Origin of the sequence: Massilia sp. BSC265 (assembly GCF_000740675.1) — a bacterium.
Classification (GTDB): Bacteria; Pseudomonadota; Gammaproteobacteria; order Burkholderiales; family Burkholderiaceae_D; genus Telluria.
The window spans coordinates 58,171-77,645 of the sequence record NZ_JPXI01000018.1; the positions used below are offsets into that span (position 1 = coordinate 58,171).

The 19,475-nt window shown below is 65.3% G+C and carries 14 protein-coding genes and 1 pseudogene; 12 read left to right on the top strand and 3 right to left on the bottom strand.

Annotation, left to right across the window (positions count from 1 at the left end):
- Window positions 1-54: 54 nt before the first annotated feature.
- The 4 genes from argF to MA09_RS25500 all read left to right on the top strand — a co-directional run bounded on the left by argF (window position 55) and on the right by MA09_RS25500 (window position 5,706).
- Window positions 55-978 (top strand): ornithine carbamoyltransferase, encoded by a 924-nt coding sequence (gene argF / locus MA09_RS02750; protein ID WP_036245201.1) that lies wholly within the window; start codon window positions 55-57, stop codon window positions 976-978.
- Window positions 979-1,103: 125 nt separating this feature from the next.
- Complete coding sequence (locus MA09_RS02755) at window positions 1,104-2,336, top strand: argininosuccinate synthase (protein ID WP_036245203.1); 1,233 nt, start codon at window positions 1,104-1,106, stop codon at window positions 2,334-2,336.
- Between the two features lie 271 nt (window positions 2,337-2,607).
- Window positions 2,608-2,937, top strand: coding sequence for a YkgJ family cysteine cluster protein (locus tag MA09_RS23970; RefSeq protein ID WP_081897387.1), 330 nt, complete (start codon window positions 2,608-2,610; stop codon window positions 2,935-2,937).
- Window positions 2,938-3,081: 144 nt separating this feature from the next.
- On the top strand, window positions 3,082-5,706 hold the full coding sequence (locus tag MA09_RS25500) for an EAL domain-containing protein (protein ID WP_081897380.1): 2,625 nt from the start codon (window positions 3,082-3,084) through the stop codon (window positions 5,704-5,706).
- A gap of 22 nt (window positions 5,707-5,728) precedes the next feature.
- Here MA09_RS25500 and MA09_RS02765 read toward each other — a convergent pair whose 3' ends face one another.
- Both MA09_RS02765 and murB read right to left on the bottom strand, forming a co-directional pair.
- Complete coding sequence (locus MA09_RS02765) at window positions 5,729-6,445, bottom strand: SDR family oxidoreductase (RefSeq protein WP_036245204.1); 717 nt, start codon at window positions 6,443-6,445, stop codon at window positions 5,729-5,731.
- 11 nt (window positions 6,446-6,456) lie between these two features.
- Window positions 6,457-7,485, bottom strand: coding sequence for a UDP-N-acetylmuramate dehydrogenase (gene murB / locus MA09_RS02770; RefSeq protein WP_036245207.1), 1,029 nt, complete (start codon window positions 7,483-7,485; stop codon window positions 6,457-6,459).
- A 192-nt stretch (window positions 7,486-7,677) separates the two neighbouring features.
- Between murB and MA09_RS02775 the strand changes: the two genes are divergently transcribed.
- The 3 genes from MA09_RS02775 to MA09_RS02785 all read left to right on the top strand — a co-directional run bounded on the left by MA09_RS02775 (window position 7,678) and on the right by MA09_RS02785 (window position 12,084).
- Window positions 7,678-8,163, top strand: coding sequence for a YajQ family cyclic di-GMP-binding protein (locus tag MA09_RS02775; RefSeq protein ID WP_036245209.1), 486 nt, complete (start codon window positions 7,678-7,680; stop codon window positions 8,161-8,163).
- 150 nt (window positions 8,164-8,313) lie between these two features.
- On the top strand, window positions 8,314-9,582 hold the full coding sequence (locus MA09_RS02780) for a nitronate monooxygenase (protein WP_036245211.1): 1,269 nt from the start codon (window positions 8,314-8,316) through the stop codon (window positions 9,580-9,582).
- A gap of 129 nt (window positions 9,583-9,711) precedes the next feature.
- Complete coding sequence (locus MA09_RS02785) at window positions 9,712-12,084, top strand: EAL domain-containing protein (protein WP_036245214.1); 2,373 nt, start codon at window positions 9,712-9,714, stop codon at window positions 12,082-12,084.
- Window positions 12,085-12,115: 31 nt separating this feature from the next.
- Here the strand turns inward: MA09_RS02785 and MA09_RS02790 are convergent.
- Window positions 12,116-13,052, bottom strand: a pseudogene (locus MA09_RS02790) (exopolyphosphatase).
- A 294-nt stretch (window positions 13,053-13,346) separates the two neighbouring features.
- On the opposite strand from MA09_RS02790, the gene MA09_RS02795 reads away from it, so the two are divergent.
- The 5 genes from MA09_RS02795 to MA09_RS02815 all read left to right on the top strand — a co-directional run bounded on the left by MA09_RS02795 (window position 13,347) and on the right by MA09_RS02815 (window position 19,458).
- Window positions 13,347-14,627, top strand: coding sequence for a sensor histidine kinase (locus MA09_RS02795; RefSeq protein ID WP_036245216.1), 1,281 nt, complete (start codon window positions 13,347-13,349; stop codon window positions 14,625-14,627).
- Window positions 14,628-14,730: 103 nt separating this feature from the next.
- On the top strand, window positions 14,731-15,522 hold the full coding sequence (locus MA09_RS02800) for a LytTR family DNA-binding domain-containing protein (protein WP_081897381.1): 792 nt from the start codon (window positions 14,731-14,733) through the stop codon (window positions 15,520-15,522).
- Between the two features lie 251 nt (window positions 15,523-15,773).
- On the top strand, window positions 15,774-16,919 hold the full coding sequence (locus MA09_RS02805; protein ID WP_229440530.1) for an ATP-binding protein: 1,146 nt from the start codon (window positions 15,774-15,776) through the stop codon (window positions 16,917-16,919).
- 150 nt (window positions 16,920-17,069) lie between these two features.
- Window positions 17,070-18,083 (top strand): porin, encoded by a 1,014-nt coding sequence (locus MA09_RS02810; RefSeq protein ID WP_036245222.1) that lies wholly within the window; start codon window positions 17,070-17,072, stop codon window positions 18,081-18,083.
- 358 nt (window positions 18,084-18,441) lie between these two features.
- Window positions 18,442-19,458, top strand: coding sequence for a polyprenyl synthetase family protein (locus MA09_RS02815; protein WP_081897382.1), 1,017 nt, complete (start codon window positions 18,442-18,444; stop codon window positions 19,456-19,458).
- Window positions 19,459-19,475: the final 17 nt, after the last annotated feature.

Below are 19,475 nucleotides of genomic sequence, written 5' to 3' on the forward strand. Positions count from 1 at the left end.
ATAAAAACCCTTATAATTCAAGGGATAACAGTTAAGCAAAGACGCACAGACGATATGCCAGTCGCAAAGCCCATCAAGCATTTCCTGCAGTTCTCCGACTTCAGCGCCGACGAATTCGAATACGTCATCGAGCGCGCGAAGGTCATCAAGCGCAAGTTCAAGGCCTACGAGGTGTACCACCCGCTGGTCGACCGCACCCTGGTGATGGTGTTCGAGAAGAGCTCGACCCGTACCCGCCTGTCGTTCGAGGCCGGCATGCACCAGCTGGGCGGCGCGGCGATCTACCTGAACACCCGCGACAGCCAGCTGGGCCGCGGCGAGCCGGTGGAAGACGCGGGCCAGGTCATGTCGCGCATGTGCGACATCATCATGGTGCGCACCTTCGGCCAGGACATCATCGAGCGCTTCGCGGCCCACTCGCGCGTCCCGGTCATCAACGGCCTGACCAACGAACACCATCCCTGCCAGGTGCTGGCCGACATCTTCACTTTCTATGAACACCGCGGCCCGATCGCGGGCAAGACGGTGGCCTGGATCGGCGACGCCAACAACATGCTGTACTCCTGGCTGCAGGCGGCCGAAGTGTTCGGCTTCCACCTGAACGTCTCGACCCCGAAGGGCTATGAGCTCGATCCGAAGCTGGTATCGACGCAGCGCTACACCTTGTTCGACAATCCGTCCGACGCCTGCGAAGGTGCGCACCTGGTCAGCACCGACGTCTGGACCAGCATGGGCTACGAAAAGGAAAACGCCGAGCGCCTGAAAGCATTCGACGGCTTCATCGTCGATGCCGCCAAGATGGCGCGCGCCACGCCCGACGCCCTGTTCATGCACTGCCTGCCGGCCCACCGCGGCGAGGAGGTCGCCGCCGAAGTCATCGACGGTCCGCAGTCGGTCGTCTGGGACGAGGCGGAAAACCGCCTGCACGTGCAGAAGGCGCTGATCGAATACCTGCTGCTCGGCAGGATCACAAACTGAGCGAAGACAGGTAACATCCCTGATCACTTTTCACCACCATTAGTTTGATCGTCGGCCCCGTTGTTTCCGACAGCGGGCCGGCTGACCATCTTGACCCCACCTCCCTCCCCACACTGGAATCTTCCATGAGCGACATTAAAAAAGTAGTCCTCGCCTACTCCGGCGGCCTCGACACCTCGGTCATCCTCAAATGGCTGCAGGATCACTACAACTGCGAAATCGTCACCTTCACCGCCGACCTCGGCCAGGGCGAAGAACTGGAGCCTGCGCGCGCCAAGGCGATCAAGTTCGGCATCAAGCCGGAAAACATCTACATCGACGACGTGCGCGAAGAGTTCGTGCGCGACTTCGTGTTCCCGATGTTCCGCGCCAACACCGTGTACGAAGGCGAATACCTGCTGGGCACCTCGATCGCGCGTCCCTTGATCGCCAAGCGCCTGATCGAGATCGCCAACGAGACCGGCGCCGACGCCGTGTCGCACGGCGCGACCGGCAAGGGCAACGACCAGGTGCGTTTCGAACTGGGCGCCTATGCGCTCAAGCCGGACGTCAAGATCATCGCCCCGTGGCGCGAGTGGGACCTGCTGTCGCGCGAGAAACTGCTGAAGTACGCGGAAGACGCCGGCATCGAGATCGACATGAAGCACAAGAACGGCGGCGCGCCCTACTCGATGGACGCCAACCTGCTGCACATCTCCTTCGAAGGCCGTCACCTGGAGAACCCGAGCGCGGAAGCCGAGGAATCGATGTGGCGCTGGACCGTCTCGCCTGAAGCAGCGCCGAACGAAGCCGAGTACCTCGACATCGAATACGAGAAGGGCGACATCGTGGCCCTGAACGGCAAGCGCATGAGCGCCGCCGAAGTGCTGACCGAGCTGAACCGCCTGGGCGGCAAGCACGGCATCGGCCGGCTCGACTTGGTGGAAAATCGTTACGTCGGCATGAAGTCGCGCGGCTGCTACGAGACTCCGGGCGGCACCATCATGCTCAAGGCCCACCGTGCGATCGAATCGATCACCCTGGACCGCGAAGTGGCGCACCTGAAGGACGACCTGATGCCGCGCTACGCTTCGCTGATCTACAACGGCTACTGGTGGGCCCCGGAGCGCGTCGCGCTGCAGACCCTGATCGACCACACCCAGCAGACCGTGAACGGCTGGGTGCGCGTCAAGCTCTACAAGGGCAACGTGATCGTGGTGTCGCGCGATTCGAAGACCGATTCGCTGTTCGACATGAACATCGCAACCTTCGACGAAGACGGCGGCGCCTACAACCAGGCGGACGCGGGCGGTTTCATCAAGCTGAACGCGCTGCGCATGCGGATTGCGGCGAAGGCACGCGCCGCACGTAGCAAGTAAGCTCCAACAAGCGCATCGCGAGCCGCCTGCGGGCCAATGCCTGTCACTTAAGAGGCGCCGCTCATCCGTAGGGTGGGCGGGTCTCCCGCCCACGCGGTCAAATCACAGCAGCCCGGTCGATTTTTCGTATCTCAACTATCACCGCGTGGGCGTTTGTCATTCCGGGCATTGCCCGGCATTACCCCGCCCACCCTACAGTCCTTCCTAACTAACCGGCATTAGCCTGCGGGCGGCTTTTTTCATGGGTGCGGCGATGCTAATATTGCACGCCATGAGCGATCTTGGTGACAATCCTTGCCTGGACTGCGGCGCCTGCTGCAAGTCGTTTCGTGTGTCCTTCTACTGGGCCGAAGCGCCCGAGCGTGGGCTGCCCGGCGGGTGGACCGAGCAGGTCACGCCGCATATTTCCTGCATGAGGGGGACCAACTCGTCGACGCCCTATTGTGCGGCACTGGGCAAGGGAGATGCGGGAAGGATGGCGTGCGGCGTGTATCCGTATCGGCCGAGTCCGTGCAGGGAGGTGCAGATGGGGGACGAGAAGTGCGCGCGGGCGCGCGAACTGCACGGACTGCCGGCGCTAAGTTGTACTAAGTTGCGCTAAGTTGCACTATGTTGCGCTAAGTTGCATCATGTGCACGCATGGAAGCACGACTTCTCCCCACCGTCGCCGCCTGAGCACCGGACAACCCTGTTCCTCCCCTTCGCGCTAGAATAGCCGCCAGGCCCTGTCAACCATCGAGCGCCCATGTCTCCCGAGGACGACACCAAGAGCTTCCACGGGCACCGGAACCGCGCCTCTCCTGTGGCGCCCGGCGCGGGGCCGGGCGTGGCCGCGCGCCGGGCCGTCGACATCATCTTCGGCAACATCGAAGACGTCGTCTACCAGCTCGACGTCGAAGGTCCGAAGAGCTTCCGCTTCAGCTACGTCAACCCGGCTTTCTACATGGCCACGCACCTGCAACCGGAACAGGTCATCGGCAAGACCGTCGACCAGGTCATCCCCGAACCCTCCCTGTCGCTGGTGCTGCACCATTACCACATGGCTATCCGTACCGGCCAGACCCAGCGCTGGGAGGAACACACCGACTTTCCTGCCGGCCGCAGGGTAGGACGCGTGTCGATCACGCCTGTGTTCGACGCGGCAGGCCGGTGCATCAACCTGGCCGGAACCGTGCACGACATTACCGACGTCATCGCGCGCGAGGAGAAACTGCAGCAGGCCCACCGGGCACTGGGGGAAGCCTTCGCGACCCAGGGCCGGCTGGCCGAGTCCTTGCGGCGTGACGAAGAACGGCTGGCGCTGGCGCTGGACGCCACCGGCGAAGGCGTCTGGGACTGGCGCATGGACGAGGATTGCGTGAGCTACTCCGCCAAGTGGAAGGACATCATGGGCGCCACCGGCGCGGTGAGCAGCAGCCAGCAGCAGTCCTGGCGCAGCCGCATCCACCCCGAAGATGCGGCGCGTGTGCACCGCTGCTTCGCACGCTACCTCGCCGGCGACACCGCCGGCTATACCTGCGAGTACCGCATCCAGCGCTTCACCGGGGAATGGATCCGGGTACGCTCGCGCGGCAGCATCGTCGAGCGCGACGCGCAAGGCAAGCCGCTGCGCATGATCGGCACCCTCACCGACATTACCGAGGCCTACCAGGTGCGCCAGGCGCTGGCCGCGAGCCATGAACGGCTGGCGCAGCTGGCGCAGCAGGTGCCGGGCGCCCTGCTCGAGCTGGCACAGCACACCGACGGCAGCTTTGCCTGCCCCTTCATCAGCGGCATGGTGCATACCCTGTTCGGCCTGGCGCCGGAGGCGATCCAGGCCGACCCGGGCTGCCTGGCCGAGCGCATCCTGCCGCTGCACCGGGTCCGCCTGCTGCACGCGCTCGAACGCTCGGCCGCCCAGCTGCAGCCGCTGCACGCCGAGTTCAAGGTCCAGATGCCGGATGGGGAGCAGCGCTGGCGCGAGCTGATCGCGACACCGGTCCCGGCCACGGACGGCGGCACCACCTGGTACGGCTTCATCGACGATATTTCGGGCCGCAAGCAGAGCGAAGAAACCATACGCCAGGTTACCGAGAAGCTCGAACGCCGCGCCAACTACGATACGCTCACCGGCCTGCCCAACCGGGGCCTGTTCCGGGACCGCCTCGAGCAGGCGGTCCGCCACGCCGAGGACGAAGCCGGCGAAGTCGCGCTGCTGTTCATCGACCTCGACCGCTTCAAGGAAGTCAACGACCTGCTCGGCCACGACGCGGGCGACCTGTTGCTGGTCGAGGCGGCGCGGCGCATCGGGGCCTGCGTGCGCAAGGGCGATACGGTGGCGCGCCTCGGCGGCGACGAATTCACGGTGATCCTGACCGAGACGCGCGAGCTGGCGCATGTCGAGGCGGTCGCGCAGGCGATCCTGGACGCGCTCGCCCAGCCCTTCCAGGTCCAGCAGGAGCTCCTGTACATTGCCGGCAGCATCGGCATCGCCCGGTTCCCCGTAGACGCGCACGACCCCGAGGAACTGATGCGCAACGCCGACCACGCCATGTACCGCTCCAAGTCGGGCGGGCGCAACCAGCTGACATTTTTCGAAGCGAACATGCAGGCGGCCGCCATCCGGCGCCTCAAGCTGCTTGCCGAGCTACGCAATGCCGTCCCCGGCAAGCAGCTCGAGCTGTATTTCCAGCCGATCGTCGACCTCGTATCGAACCGGATCGCCAAGGCGGAAGCCCTGCTGCGCTGGCGCCATGCCTCCGGCGCCCTGCTGTCGCCGGACACCTTCATCGCGGTGGCCGAGGAATCGGGCCTGATCCACGAAATCGGCGACTGGGTGTTCCGTACCGCGGCGCAGTACTCGAAGCACTGGTCGGAACTGCTGGGCCGCGACTTCCAGGTCAGCATCAACAAGTCGCCGGTCCAGTTCCAGGTCCAGGCCGACGCCGCCGACTGGGTGGCACACCTGGACGAGATCCGTCTGGGCCCGAACTGCATCAACGTCGAGATCACCGAAGGCCTGCTGCTGAACCTGTCGGACACCGTGATGGCCAAGCTGGCCGCGCTGCAGTCGAGCGGGATGCAGGTGTCGATCGACGATTTCGGCACCGGCTACTCGTCGATGAGCTACCTGAAGCGCCTCGACATCGACTACCTGAAGATCGACCAGTCCTTCGTCAAGGAGCTGGTCCATGACAACTTCAGCCGCACCATCACCGAGACCATCATCGTGATGGCCCACAAGCTGGGACTGAAGGTCATCGCCGAAGGCGTGGAAACCCAGGAGCAGTGCGCCAGCCTGCGCCGTGCGGGCTGCGACTATGGCCAGGGCTACCTGTTCTCGCGGCCGGTGCCGGCCGACCTGTTCGAAACCATGCTGGCGTGGCAGTAGCGCTTTCCGCCCCGGTCCGGCGCTAGGCGCCGTTGCGCAGGTCGTCGACCGGCTCGTGCCCGAAGCGCTTCGCCAGCAGGCAATCCACCAGCTTCGCGGCACAATCGCTTGGGGCCACCAGCACCCCGCCCTCCTTCATGTCGACGAAACGCTGCTTGAGCGGAAACTTCGCGTCCGGCGTCGCCCGGATCTCGGCCTGCATGTCGGTGTCGATCACGCCAGGCGCCAGGCTCACGCAGCGCACCCGCGGGTCGCCGTCGAGCGCTACCGCGCGCGCGTGCTGGTCGAGCGCGGCCTTGGTGGCGCAGTAGACGCTCCAGCCCGGGTAGGCGCTGCGCCCGGCCCCGCTCGAGACGTGCAGGATGCGCCGCTCGGCCTGCGGCGCTGCCTGCACGAAGGCTGCAGCCAGCGCCAGCGGCGCGCCGACGTTCAGGATGGCCGCCCGCAGGGCTGCTTCCGGGTCCTGCTCGGCCAGGGGGCCGACCGGCGTTACCACCCCGGCATTGTTGACCAGCAGCGCCGTGTCGCAGCCTGCAAGAAAGGAGCGCAGCGTAGGGCCGCCCAGCCAGGCGGCCAGCGCTTGCGCGTCGCCCAGGTCGACCACGGCCTGTTCCATGCCCTCGCCAATCTCCGCATGCCCGCGCGCCAGCCCCAGCACCGGGATACCGTGCGCCACCAGTTCCGCCGCCACCGCGGCGCCCAGGCCACGGCTGTGGCCCGTCACGACTGCCTTGATCATGCCCGCCTCCTTCAAATGAATACAGGTTCCGGCTCGAGCTCGACGCCGTATTTCGCCTTGACGTCTGCCTGGATCGCGCGCGCCAGCCGTACCACTTCCTCGCCGGTTGCCCCGCCCAGGTTGACCAGCACCAGGGCCTGCTTCGGGTACACCCCTGCCGCCCCCAGCGCCCGGCCCTTCCAGCCGCACTGGTCGATCAGCCAGCCGGCCGCCAGCTTTTCGCTGCCGTCCGCCTGTGCATGGTGCACCAGGAGAGGGAACTCGGCCAGCAGGCGCGCGCAATGCTCCCTGCTCACCACCGGGTTCTTGAAGAAGCTGCCGGCGTTGCCGATCTCGGCCGGGTCCGGCAGCTTGCGCCGGCGGATCGCTTCGACCGTGCGCCCGATGTCCTGCGGCGTCGGCGAGGCCAAACCCGCCTCCTCCACCGCCCTGGCCAGCTCGGCATAACGCAGGTTCGGTGACCAGCTCGCCGGCAGCGCGAAGGTGACGTCCAGCACGACCAGGTCGCGCCCTTCCGGATGCTTGAAGATGCTGTCGCGATAGGCGAAGCGGCAGGCGGCCGCGCCCAGCGTGCAGACTTCGCCGCTGGCCATGTCGTAGGCCGTCAGGGAATGGAAGACGTCCCTGGTTTCCGTGCCATACGCCCCCACGTTCTGGATCGGCGCCGCGCCGACCGTGCCGGGGATCAGGGACAGGTTTTCCAGCCCGCCCAGCCCCTGGGCCAGCGTCCACTGGACGAACGCGTGCCAGTTCTCGCCGGCTTTCGCACGCACCAGGATGCGGCCGTCCTGTTCGCCCAGCACTTCCTTGCCCACGCCCGTCATGTGCAGGACGATGCCCTCGAAGTCGCGGGTGAACAGCATGTTGCTGCCGCCGCCGAGCACCAGGCGCGGCAAGCCGGCGAGCGCCGGGTCGCGGCGCACGGTGTCCAGTTCCGCCGCTCCGTCCACCCGCAGGTAATGACGGGCCCGCGCCGGAATGCGGAAGGTGTTCAGGGAAGCGAGCGAAAAATCGTGAAGGAGTGGCAGGTCGGCTTGCATAAGGTGACAGTGTTTTTGGCCATTATAGAAGTAAATGCGGGAGTCAATGCGGGAGCAAATGCGAAGGCAAGCCCGGGCGTAAGACCCGCACATCGTTGCCGTGCGGGCAAATGTGGTGGCCTGCGCCAGGCGTTGTCCGGTAAAATAGAGGGATTCATCTAGTTAGCATCACCAAGAAAAAAGGAAACCACCATGCCATCGTTTGATGTCGTCTGCGAAGCAGACATGGTCGAAGTGAAGAATGCTGTCGAACAATCGAACAAGGAAATCACCACCCGCTTCGACTTCAAGGGCAGCTCGGCCAATGTCGAGCAGAAGGACAAGGAACTGACCCTGTTCGCCGATTCCGATTTCCAGCTTGGCCAGGTCAAGGACGTCCTGATCAACAAGATGGCCAAGCGCAAGGTGGACGTGCGCTTCCTCGACGAAGGCAAGATCGAGAAGATCGGCGGCGACAAGGTCAAGCAGGTCATCAAGGTGCGCAACGGCATCGAGACCGAAGACGCGAAGAAGATCACCAAGCTCATCAAGGAAAGCAAGATGAAGGTGCAGGCCAGCATCCAGGGCGAGTCGGTGCGCGTCACCGGCGCCAAGCGCGATGACCTGCAGGCCGCCATGGCCCTGCTGCGCAAGGATGTGCAGGAGCTGCCGCTGGCCTTCAACAACTTCCGCGATTGAGGGCACCTCGAGATCTCCTCGAAGGCAATGTCGCGCGACGAATAGTCGCGCAAACCCTGCCCCGCCTTGGGGTAGAATGACGACCGCGCGCACGCGCGGTTTGTCAATGCATATATACGCGTAGGGAACTACGGCGGTTTAAGGATTGCAATGAAACGTGTTGATGATTTCCGCCTGAAGCTGGGCAACAAGGAATACGTGCCCATTATGATTGGCGGGATGGGCGTGGATATCTCGACGTCGGAGCTGGCCCTCGAGGCTGCCCGTCTCGGCGGCATCGGCCATATCTCCGATGCGATGGTGCAGGACGTGTCGGACCGCAAGTTCGACACCACCTTCGTCAAGGACAAGACCAAGCTCTACAAGTTCAACATCAACAACATGAACAAGGCGGTGGTCCAGTTCGACCTCGACCGCCTGGCCGAGGCCACCCGCCTGCACGTCGGCTCGACCATGGAAGCGAAGCGAGGCGACGGCCTGATCTTCGTGAACTGCATGGAAAAGCTGACCATGAACGCGCCCAAGGAGACCCTGCGCACCCGCCTGTCGGCGGCGATGGACGCCGGCATCGACGGCATTACCATGTCGGCCGGCCTGCACCTGGGTTCCTTCGAACTGATCAAGGACCATCCGCGCTTCCGCGACACCAAACTGGGCATCATCGTCTCGTCCGTGCGCGCGCTGCAGCTGTTCCTGAAAAAGGTCTCTCGACTGAGCCGCCTGCCCGACTACATCATCGTCGAAGGCCCTCTGGCTGGCGGCCACCTCGGCTTCGGCATCGACGACTGGAAGCAGTACAACCTGCATACCATCATGGACGAGATCCATGCCTACATGCGCGAGCAGCAGTTGGACATTCCCGTCATCGCCGCGGGCGGCATCTTCACCGGCTCGGACGCGGTCGGCTTCCTGGAAAAGGGCGCCGGCGGCGTGCAGGTAGCGACCCGTTTCACCGTCACCCACGAGTGCGGCATGCCGGACCACGTCAAGCAGGAATACTTCCGCGCGAGCGAGGAAGACATCATCGTCAATGGCGTGTCGCCGACCGGCTATCCGATGCGCATGCTGAAGAGCACGCCGGCGATCGGCTCCGGCATCCGCCCGGGCTGCGAGTCCTACGGCTACCTGCTGGACGCCACCGGCAACTGCGCCTACATCAACTCGTACAACCGCGAAGTGCAGGCCAGCCCGGACGGCAAGAACATCTCGGTGTTCGACAAGACCTGCCTGTGCACGCACATGCGCAACTTCAACTGCTGGACCTGCGGCCATTACACCTACCGCCTGAAGGACACCACCCACCGCCTGGCGGACGGCAGCTACCAGATCCTGTCGGCCCAGCACGTGTTCGAGGATTACCAGTTCAGCGTCAACAACGAGATCGCCCTGCCGCCGAAGCAGGAGACGGCGGCGGCCTGACACAACGCTCCACGGCCGTTCGGTATCCCACAAGCCACGGCTCGCCGTGGCTTGTTTGTCTTGCGCCCTCCCCTTGCGAAGGCGTGTAAGCTGAATGTCCCACAAGCGTTTTTCGCGAAGGGTGCAGGCATGTCCATCATCGAACCGTCCGCGCAGGTCTGTTTCCTGACCGATGACGAAGGCAAGGTCGCGACCTGGAATCCCGCATGCGCCGAGCTGTTCGGCTGGACCCCTGGGCAAGCGCCGGGACGGGCCCTCACCGAGCTCGTCGCCGACAATGCGCGCTGGCCTGCCCTGGCCGCTGCCGGCGGCGGGCGCATCCGGATGCGCTTCTCCGGCGGGCGCGAAGGCTTCGCCACCCTGACCCTGCTGCGCCAGTACGGCGCCGACGGCGAACCGCACGGATGGAGCGCCGGCGTCGTCATCACGCCGTCGGAATCGGTTTCCGAAGCCGAACGCGTCGGCGATACGCCCCTGTCCGCGGTCGTCGACCTGCTGCCCGGCACCTTCTACGCACTCAATCGGGAGGGCCGCTTCCTGCTCTGGAACCACAACCTCGAACGCCTGACCGAAATGACGCCGGACGAGCTCGCCGCGGCCCAGGTGATGGACATGTTCGAACCACGCGACCGTCCTCTGGCCGCCGAGAACATCCGGCGCGTATTCGAGGAAGGCGCCGAGGTCTCGATGGAGATGAACTATGTGTCGCGCAGCGGGCGCGAAACCCCGATGCTGGTCGGCGGGGCGCGCGTCGCCTGCAACGGCGACCAGTACCTGTTCGGCATGGGCATCGACATCGCGAAGCGGCGCGAGAAGGAGCGCCAGCTGCTGCTGAGCGAACGCGCGCTGCATGCGGCCAGCAACGGCATCGTCATCACCCGCTGTGTCGGGAGCGACAACATCATCGAATACGTCAACCCGGCCTTCGAACGCATCGCCGGCTATCCGGCTGCCGAGGCGATCGGGCACGATGCGCGTTTCATGCAGGCCCCAAACTTCGACACCCACGAGCGCAGCCAGGTGCGCCTGGCCCTGGCCGAGCGGCGCCCGGTCAACGTCGTCTTCCGCAACATGCGCAAGAACGGCGAGATCTTCTGGAACGACCTGAACATCACCCCGGTGCGCGACGAGCATGGCGAGGTGACCCACTTCATCGGCATCCTGCAGGACGTCACGGCCACCAAGCAGCGTACCGAGCACCTCGAGCACGAGATCAACCACGATCCCCTCACCGGCCTGGCCAACCGCACCCTGCTGTGGGACCGCCTCGACCACGCGGTGCACCTGGCCCAGCGCCACGGGGCGATGGTGGCGACCGTGCTCGTCGACCTGGACAACTTCAAAACCATCAACGATACCTTCGGCCACGAGGCCGGCGACGTGGTGCTCAAGGTGGTGGCGCGCCGGCTGCAGGCTGCCGTGCGCGACAGCGACACGGTGGCGCGCATGTCGGGCGACGAGTTCGTGCTGGTGCTGGTCGACCAGCCCTCGGTACGCTTTACGCTGCGCATGGCCGAGCGCCTGCGGCGCGCGATGACGACGCCCGTGGCCTTCGGCGGCAACGAGATCCCGGTCGGCGCCAGCCTGGGAGTCGCGCTGTTCCCCCAGGACGGCGCCACGCCGGCCGAGCTGGTGCGCGCAGCCGACATGGCGATGTACCACGTCAAGGGCAATGGCGGCGGCGTGCATTTCTACTCGCCCGAGATGCGCTCGGCCAGCCAGAAGCGCGCTGCCTTGGCCGACAGCATCCGCAGCGCGATCGAGCACGACGAGCTGTTCCTGCTGTTCCAGCCGCGCATGGATGCGCGCAGCGGCAAGGTGCGCGGCTTCGAGGCGCTGCTGCGCTGGCGTCATCCGAAACAGGGCGTCATGCTGCCGGCCGCCTTCCTGGCCGAGGCCGAGGAATCGGGCAAGATGATCGAAATCGGCAACTGGGTGCTGGACCAGGCATGCGCCTTCCTGCAGGAGCTGCGCCAGCTCGGCTATACCGGCCTGCCGGTGTCGGTCAACGTCTCGCATCGCGAGTACAGCCAGCACGGTTTCATACCCGGCATCGCCGAGCGCATGCAGCGCTACGGGCTGCCGCCAGGGAGCCTGGAAATCGAGATTCCCGAGGCCGACCTGATCCGCAATCCGGGGCTCGGGCGCGACCTGTCGGCCCAGCTGCGCGAGGCCGGCGTGGCGCTCTCGCTCGACGAATTCGGCAAGGGGATTTCCGACCTGTCCTTCCTGCGCCAGCTGTCGGTGCGCCAGGTGAAGCTGTCGAAGGCGGCAGTGCACGAGATTGCCCGCGAGGGCGGCCGCAGCTGCCTGGCCAAGACCCTGATCGACATCGGCCACAACCTCGACCTGGCGGTGGTGGGCGAAGCGGTGGAAACCGAGGCGCAGGTGGAATTCCTGCGCTCGCACGGCTGCGACCAGTTGCAGGGGCAATGGTTCAGCGAACCGCTGGCGCCCGAAGCGGTGCGCCGGATGCTCGACCAGCGCAACCACGCCCGGTAGGGGTGATCTGGTCCAGTGGACCAGATCACCCCTACCCGTCCTTGTTGATGCGGTTGATCAGGGCGCCGAGCACGTCCTCGGCCATTTCATTGTCCACCTGGCAGGTGCCTGCGTTCTCGTGCCCGCCCCCGCCGTATTCCAGCATCAGGGCGCCGATGTTGGTATTCGAGGTCCGGTTCAGGATCGACTTTCCGGTCGCGAACACGGTGTTCTGCTGCTTTACGCCCCACAGCACGTGGATCGAGATGTTCGTCTCGGGGAACAGTGCGTAGATGATGAAGCGGTTGCCGGCATAGATCACCTCCTCGTCGCGCAGGTCCAGCACCACCAGGTTCCCGTGGACGCGGGCGCAGCGCCGGATCTGCTCCCGGCAAGCGTCGCTGTGCTCGAAGTACAGCGTGGTGCGTTCGCGCACGTCGGGCAGCTCCATGATCTCCTCGATCGTGCTTCGCGCAGTAATCGATCAGCGCCATCATCAGCTGGTAGTTCGAGATGCGGAACTCGCGGAAGCGCCCGAGGCCGGTGCGCGCGTCCATCAGGAAGTTCAGCAGATTCCAGCCCTGCGGGAACAGCACCTCTTCGCGCGAGAAGCGGGCCGAGTCGCCCTTGTCGACCGCCGCCATCATCTCGTTCCAGGCGGCCGGGAAGGTCCTGGCGCCGCCGTAGTGGTCGTAGACCACGCGGGCCGCCGAGGGGGCCTCGGGGTGGATGATGTGGTTCTCGCGCCTGCCCATGTTGCGGATGGTCTCGGATACATGATGGTCAAAGACCAGGTGGGCCGCCGGTACATAGGGCAGGTTGGTCGTGATGTCGCGTGCGCTGATTGCGATCTTGCCGTCCTGCATGTCTTTCGGATGCACGAACAGGATGTCGTCGATGAGGTCGAGGTGCTTCAGCAGCACCGCGCACACCAGGCCGTCGAAGTCGCTGCGGGTTACGAGTCGGAATTGTTGGTGGTCGGCTGACATCTGCACTTCCTTTCTGGAGTCGGAAAGCGGGACCGCGCCAGGATAACGCAGGTCCAAAAGATCATACCTTGCAATGTTTCCGATTGTCAGCCTTTGCGGTGGCGCATCCTGGCTGGTCTGGACGCAATTCATTCCCCGGATCGTGCAGGCTGTCGCACAGCACTGGCTATGCGAGAAGGCGACAGGTAAAGTTGCATCATCCCAACAGTTGTAGACGCCGAAAATGTTGTATTTCCGGCGCGCGGAGGCGGCGAAGAGGTACACTCGCCGCTTGCACCGAGAGCGAAAACCAACATGCAAGCAAGGAACACTAACCCGCATTATTTTTCGAGCGTCCTGTCGTGGCTCTACCGCGGCTTCGACGCCGTGGCGACCTGGGTCACCCAGCTGTCGTGGTGGAAGTTTTTCCTGTTTGCGATCCTGACCCTGACCGCTGGCGCCATCCTGCAGGAAGAACTGTTCTCGGGCCCTGGCGAAGAATACGTCTCGCGCGCCGAGCGCGACCGGCGCGGAAGCGATGCCGCCATCCTGATCGACGAGAGCGGCATCCGCTTCCATCCGCGCAACCGGCCGCGCAGCGGCGCCACCGAACCGCCCGCGCCACCCGTCCCTCCAGACGTCGAAGGCCCGCCTGACGCGCCCGGTGCCCCCGACGCGCCGTCCGCCCCTTCGGCGCCGAGCGCTCCGCCGGTCCCGGCCGCCGGCAGCAGCGGCGAATCGGTCCACATCGAGCTGCCGCCGCAGATCAGCGAGGAACTGTCGAACGCCATCGACGCGGCCGTGGAAGACGCCGCCGAGCAGAAGGTATCGCGCTACCACAAGCAGGCCTCGACCTGGTTCATGAACTTCGTGCTGCTGTTCGTGCTGGCCCTGTTCGGCACCAAGGCCCTGGTTGGCGGCAAGAAGCGCGCCGAAGCGCAATCCCAGCTGGCCAACGCGGCGGCCGAGCGCGAAGCCATGCAGCGCCAGCTGTCGGAAACGAAGATGCAGATGATGCAGGCCCAGGTCGAGCCGCACTTTCTGTTCAACACCCTCGCTTCGGTCGAACACCTGATCCAGGTCGACCCGCCGCGTGCCTCGGCCATGCAGCGCAGCCTGATCCAGTACCTGCGCGCGGTGCTGCCGCAGATGCGCGACAACGCCGTCGTCACCGGCCTCGGTCGCGAAGTGGACATGGTCACCGCCTACCTGGCCCTGCTCAAGATGCGCATGGAAGAACGCCTGACCGTGGTGATGCAGGTGCCGGACGGCCTGCGCAGCGCGGCCTTCCCGCCGATGATGCTGCAGTCGATGGTCGAGAACGCCATCAAGCACGGCCTCGAATGCAAGCCGGAAGGCGGCACCCTCAAGATCCAGGCCGAGGTGGTGGACAGCAAGCTGCTCGTCACCGTCACCGACGACGGCGTCGGCTTCGGGGTAGTACCGAGCGACGGCACCGGCCTCGGACTGCAGACCATCCGCGACCGCCTCAAGCTGCTGCACGGCGAGGCCGGCAAGCTGCACATCGCGGCCAACAGCCCGAGTGGCGTGATCGCCATGATCGAGGTGCCCTACCAGCTCGCCAAGTCGAGCTGACCCGTCTTGCATGCCGTGCCCGGCCTGCCCCCGGCCGGTGCTTGCCTGCCGCGCTGTTTCATTGAATAATCAAACAATCATCATCATAGCTACAGGGACGACCATGCCTACCGCCGCCGCATCTGCCGCACCTACCGCGATCATCGCCGATGACGAACGCCTCATGCGCGACCAGCTGCGCCTGCGCCTGTCCGAGGCCTGGCCGGAGCTGCAGATCCTCGGCGAAGCGAAGAACGGCGAGGAAGCGGTGGAACTGGTCGAGCAGCTCAAGCCGGACCTGACCTTCCTCGACATCCGCATGCCCGGCAAGACCGGCATGGAAGCGGCCCGCGACATCGGCGACCGCAGCCAGATCGTGTTCGTCACCGCCTACGACCAGTACGCGGTCGAAGCCTTCGAGCGCGGCGCGATCGACTACGTCCTCAAGCCGACCGAGCCGGAACGCCTGAAGATCACGGTGGATCGCCTCAAGCAGCGCCTGGAACGCCCGAACGACCGTGCCGGCGTCAACGACAGCGTGCAGGCGATGCTGTCGCAGCTGGCCGAGAAGATCGCCTCGCCGAAGCCGAAGCACCTGCAGTGGATCCAGGCCAGCATCGGCCAGGACCTGCGCATGATCCCGGTGGAAGACATCCTGTTCTTCCGCTCGGACGAAAAGTACACCTGCGTGCAGACCGCCAGCTTCGAGGCCCTGATCCGCAAGCCGGTGCGCGACCTGGCCGAAGAGCTCGATCCCTCGCTGTTCTGGCAGATCCACCGCGCCACCCTGGTCAACGTCAATGCGATCGAGGGTGTGACGCGCGACATCCGCGGAAGGCACCTGGTGCTGGTCAAGGGAAGGCCGGAGAAGCTGGAAGTGAGCCGGAGCTTCCTGCATTTGTTCAAGCAGATGTGATCGGCGGCCCGCCCGCCTTTGCAGGGTGCGTGGGCGCCGGCGGCGCCTGCGACGGGCATGGACCCAGGCGCCGTCAAGGACCATCCGCCCCCACTCCGCCCCCCTTTGTCTCGCATCAACACCACCCCCTCCCCCACGCCGTAATGTAGAGCTCCCGGCCTCCACGGGCCTTTCCCTGCAGCGCCTGCATGACATCACAGCGGACACCACATCGACGCCTCCGCCGGCGCGGCCCGGGCACGGCAGTTCTCGTGTTCTCGTTCCTTGGCGGGTATTGCACTGGCCAGGCGGTCGCTGCGCTGCGCCGTGCGCGCGCCGTACACCGCCCGGTGCGCGCCTTCGACGGGCGCCGCATCGTGCACAGCGCCAGCGACGCCATCCTTTCCATCGACGAAGAGGCCGTCATCCTGTTCGCCAATCCGGCCGCGGCCCAGATGTTTGCCAGCAGCGTCGGCGCCATGCAGGGCAGCTCGCTGGCGCGCTTCATCCAGCCCCCGGGGCGCAACGCCCACTCGCCCTACGATTACTTCCCGACCGGCGGCGGGCGCGCTGGACGGCGCGCCACCGACTACGCCGTGACCGGCATCCGCGCCAACGGACAGCTGTTCCCGATCGAAGGCTCGATCTCCACCGTCGAGCATGACGGGCACGAGGTCTGCACCGTGATCCTGCGCGACGTCTCCGAACGCCACCTGGTACAGCAAAAGCTGGCGCGCTCGCACGACCAGCTGCGCCAGCTGTCCTCGGCGCTGCAGACCATCCGCGAAGAAGAACGCACCCATATCGCGCGCGAGCTGCACGACGACCTGGGCCAGCTGCTGGCCTCGCTGCGCATGGATCTGACCCTGCTGCAGGGGAACAACCAGTTGCCCGAACCCAGCCAGCGCCTGATCGAGGGCATGGAAAGCAACCTCCTGATGGCGATCGCCTCGCTGCGCCGCATTGCCACCAACCTGCGCCCGCGCGCGCTCGACGAAGGCGGCCTGTATTTCGCCCTGCAGGGCCTGCGCGAAGAATTCATGGAACGCCACGGTATTGCCTGCACCCTGCTGGCCGAAGAAGCCGAGCTACGCCTGGACGATACCGCCAGCACCGCCGTGTTCCGCATCGTGCAGGAGGCGCTCACCAACATCGCGCGCCATGCGGGGGCGACCCAGGTCGTACTCAACCTCGACCGCACCGACGACGAATTGCTCCTGAACATCCGCGACGACGGCCGCGGCATCCGTGCCGAAGACATGGAAAAGAAGGCGTCGCTCGGCCTGGTGGGCATGCGCGAGCGGGTCTGGGCCATGCACGGCGAAATCACCATCAGCAGCGAAGGCATGTCCGGCACCACCATCGAGATCGTGTTGCCGCTGGCCGGCCGCATCATCGGGGAGGATGCCAACAACTGAACGGCCAGCGCCTATGCTGCTTTGCTCCTTTGGCATATCAGGATGTCACATAGCAACATGTCATTAAGTAGACATATTCGCTAGGTAATATCCGCGTCGATCTGAGTTTATTGAGAACTCGACACCCTGTCCAAACCAAAGGAGCTCTTCATGAAGTTCAAGTACCTGGCAGCTGCGCTGCTGTCCTCCCTGCCACTTTTCGCCAACGCCCAGACCAATGTCCAGATCTACGGCGTGATGGACGCATCGATCGGCGTGGAAGACACCGACGCACCGGGTGAAGACAGCCGTACCGTAGTCAATTCGGGCAACCAGTCGAGCAGCCGCATCGGCTTCCGCGGTACCGAAGACCTGGGCAATGGCCTGAAAGCGCTGTTCAACATCGAAGCCGGCCTTGCCCTCGATACCGGCGCAGCCGATTCGACCCTGTTCGGCCGCCGCGCCGTGGTCGGCCTGCAAGGCAACTTCGGCACCCTGACCGTCGGCCGCGAATACAGCCCGATCGCCGCCGTGGCAGCCGCCAGCGACGCGCTGGGCCAGGGCCTGTACGGCAGCAACCTGTCGGCCTTCACCACCGGCCGCCTGACCCGCCGCCTGGCCAACTCGGTCAACTACAAGAGCAACGCAGCCGGCGGCTTCACCGTCAACGCAGCCTACTCGACCGGCGAGCGCGCCGTCGACCCGTCGGGCGACCTGATGGGCGTGTCGCTGGAATACAAGGCTGGCGCCCTGTACCTGGGTGCCGGCTACCATCAGCTCGAGCGCCTGGCGACTGGCGACGACAAGGAATACGCATTCGGCGCCGGCTACACCATGGGTGCGTTCGAGCTGAAGGGCAGCTACCTGGTGGCCAACCCGACCGGCGCCAACAACGAGTACAAGAACGCCACCGTCGGCGGCTCCTACACCGCCGGCCCGAACAAGTTCTTCCTGAGCTTCCAGCAGCAGAAAATCGAAACCGGCGCCAAGGGCAACACCGTGACGCTGGCCTACACCTATGCCCTGTCGAAGCGTACCAACATCTACACCACCTACGCTCAGCTGCGCAACAACGGCCGCGCCGCCTTCGGCATCACCTCGTCGTCGGTGACCCTGGCTCCGCCGGCGACCGCCCTGGGCGCCGATCCGCGCGTGTTCAACGTGGGTGTCCGCCACTCGTTCTAAGCTTCCCCCGCGCGGCGCAGGCCGCGTACCTGAAGAAGGCCGGCCTTGCCGGCCTTTTTTCTTTCCCCCCGCCCAGCTCCGCAAGGCAAGCTTCGTCCCGGGCTTGACCCGCTGACCCGTTCCGGCGTGGGCGACTCTGGCCTAAATTTCAAGTTTAATATGTTTGCTACATCAATGCGGTGGTTCGCAGGCTGGAGCACGCATGCACCTCAACAACGGTGCGCACAATTGAAACAATTAACTAATGCTCAACATTGCTTCCGGTATGATCGTCGGCAAATTTGGCAATTACTGTTCCTGGCTCTCGACGATAAGGGGGTAGCACATGGCAAGAAAGTCACAGCGGTTCAATGGAGCCTTGAACGCTTCCATCAATGGCTTCGCCATGGCAGCAGGCGACGAGCACGATCCGCACGGCCTGCTCGCACTGCGCGAACGCGTCGAGGAGCGCATGGCCATCTTGCTGGCCGAGTCGGGCGACCAGGCCGACCTGCTGAGCGCGGCCATGCGCGCAAGCGCACTCAGCGCGGGCAAGCGCATGCGCCCGCTGCTGGTCATGCTGGTAGCGCGCGACCTCGGCTGCAGCTCGCCGGCCCTGGTCGACGTCGCCTGCGCGGTCGAACTGGTGCACGCGGCATCGCTGGTGCTCGACGACCTGCCCTGCATGGACAACGCCCAACTGCGGCGCGGCAAGCCAGCCGTCCATGTCCAGTACGGCGAGGATGTCGCCATCCTGGCGTCGGTCGCGCTGCTGAGCCGCGCCTTCGGCGTGCTGGCGAGCGCCGGCGACATTCCCCCCGTCACCCGGGCCCGCCTGGTTGCCAAGCTGGCCGAGACGGTCGGCAGCCAGGGCCTGGTGCGCGGCCAATATCAGGACTTGCACGGCGAGGACCTGCACGGCGGGGCGCGCACGCTCGACGCCATCGCCACCACCAACGAACTCAAGACCGGGGTACTGCTCGGCGTCGCCGTCGACATGGCGGCCATCATCTGCCAGGCCGACGAGCGCGTGGCGGCATCGCTGCGCGCCTTCGCGCTGGCGGCCGGCCACGCTTTCCAGATCCGCGACGACCTGCTCGACCTGCCAGGCAAGGACATTGCCCTTACCGGCGCCGAAAGCGGCAAGGACACCGGCAAGGACCTCGGCAAGGCCACCCTGCTCGCCTCCCTCGGCATCGAGGAGGCACAGCGCCGACTGGCCAGGCACCTGCAGGACGCCGAACGCCACCTGAACGATGCGCTCGGCGCCGGGGCCGCCACCAGCCGCTTTATGACGGGCTTGTTCGCACAGGGCCGCGCGCGCCTGCACTTTCCTGCCGACGGCGCCGTGCAGGTTGCCGACAACGCGCGCAGCCGCGAAGTGCTGGTGAACTGAAACTGGGGAAACATCGC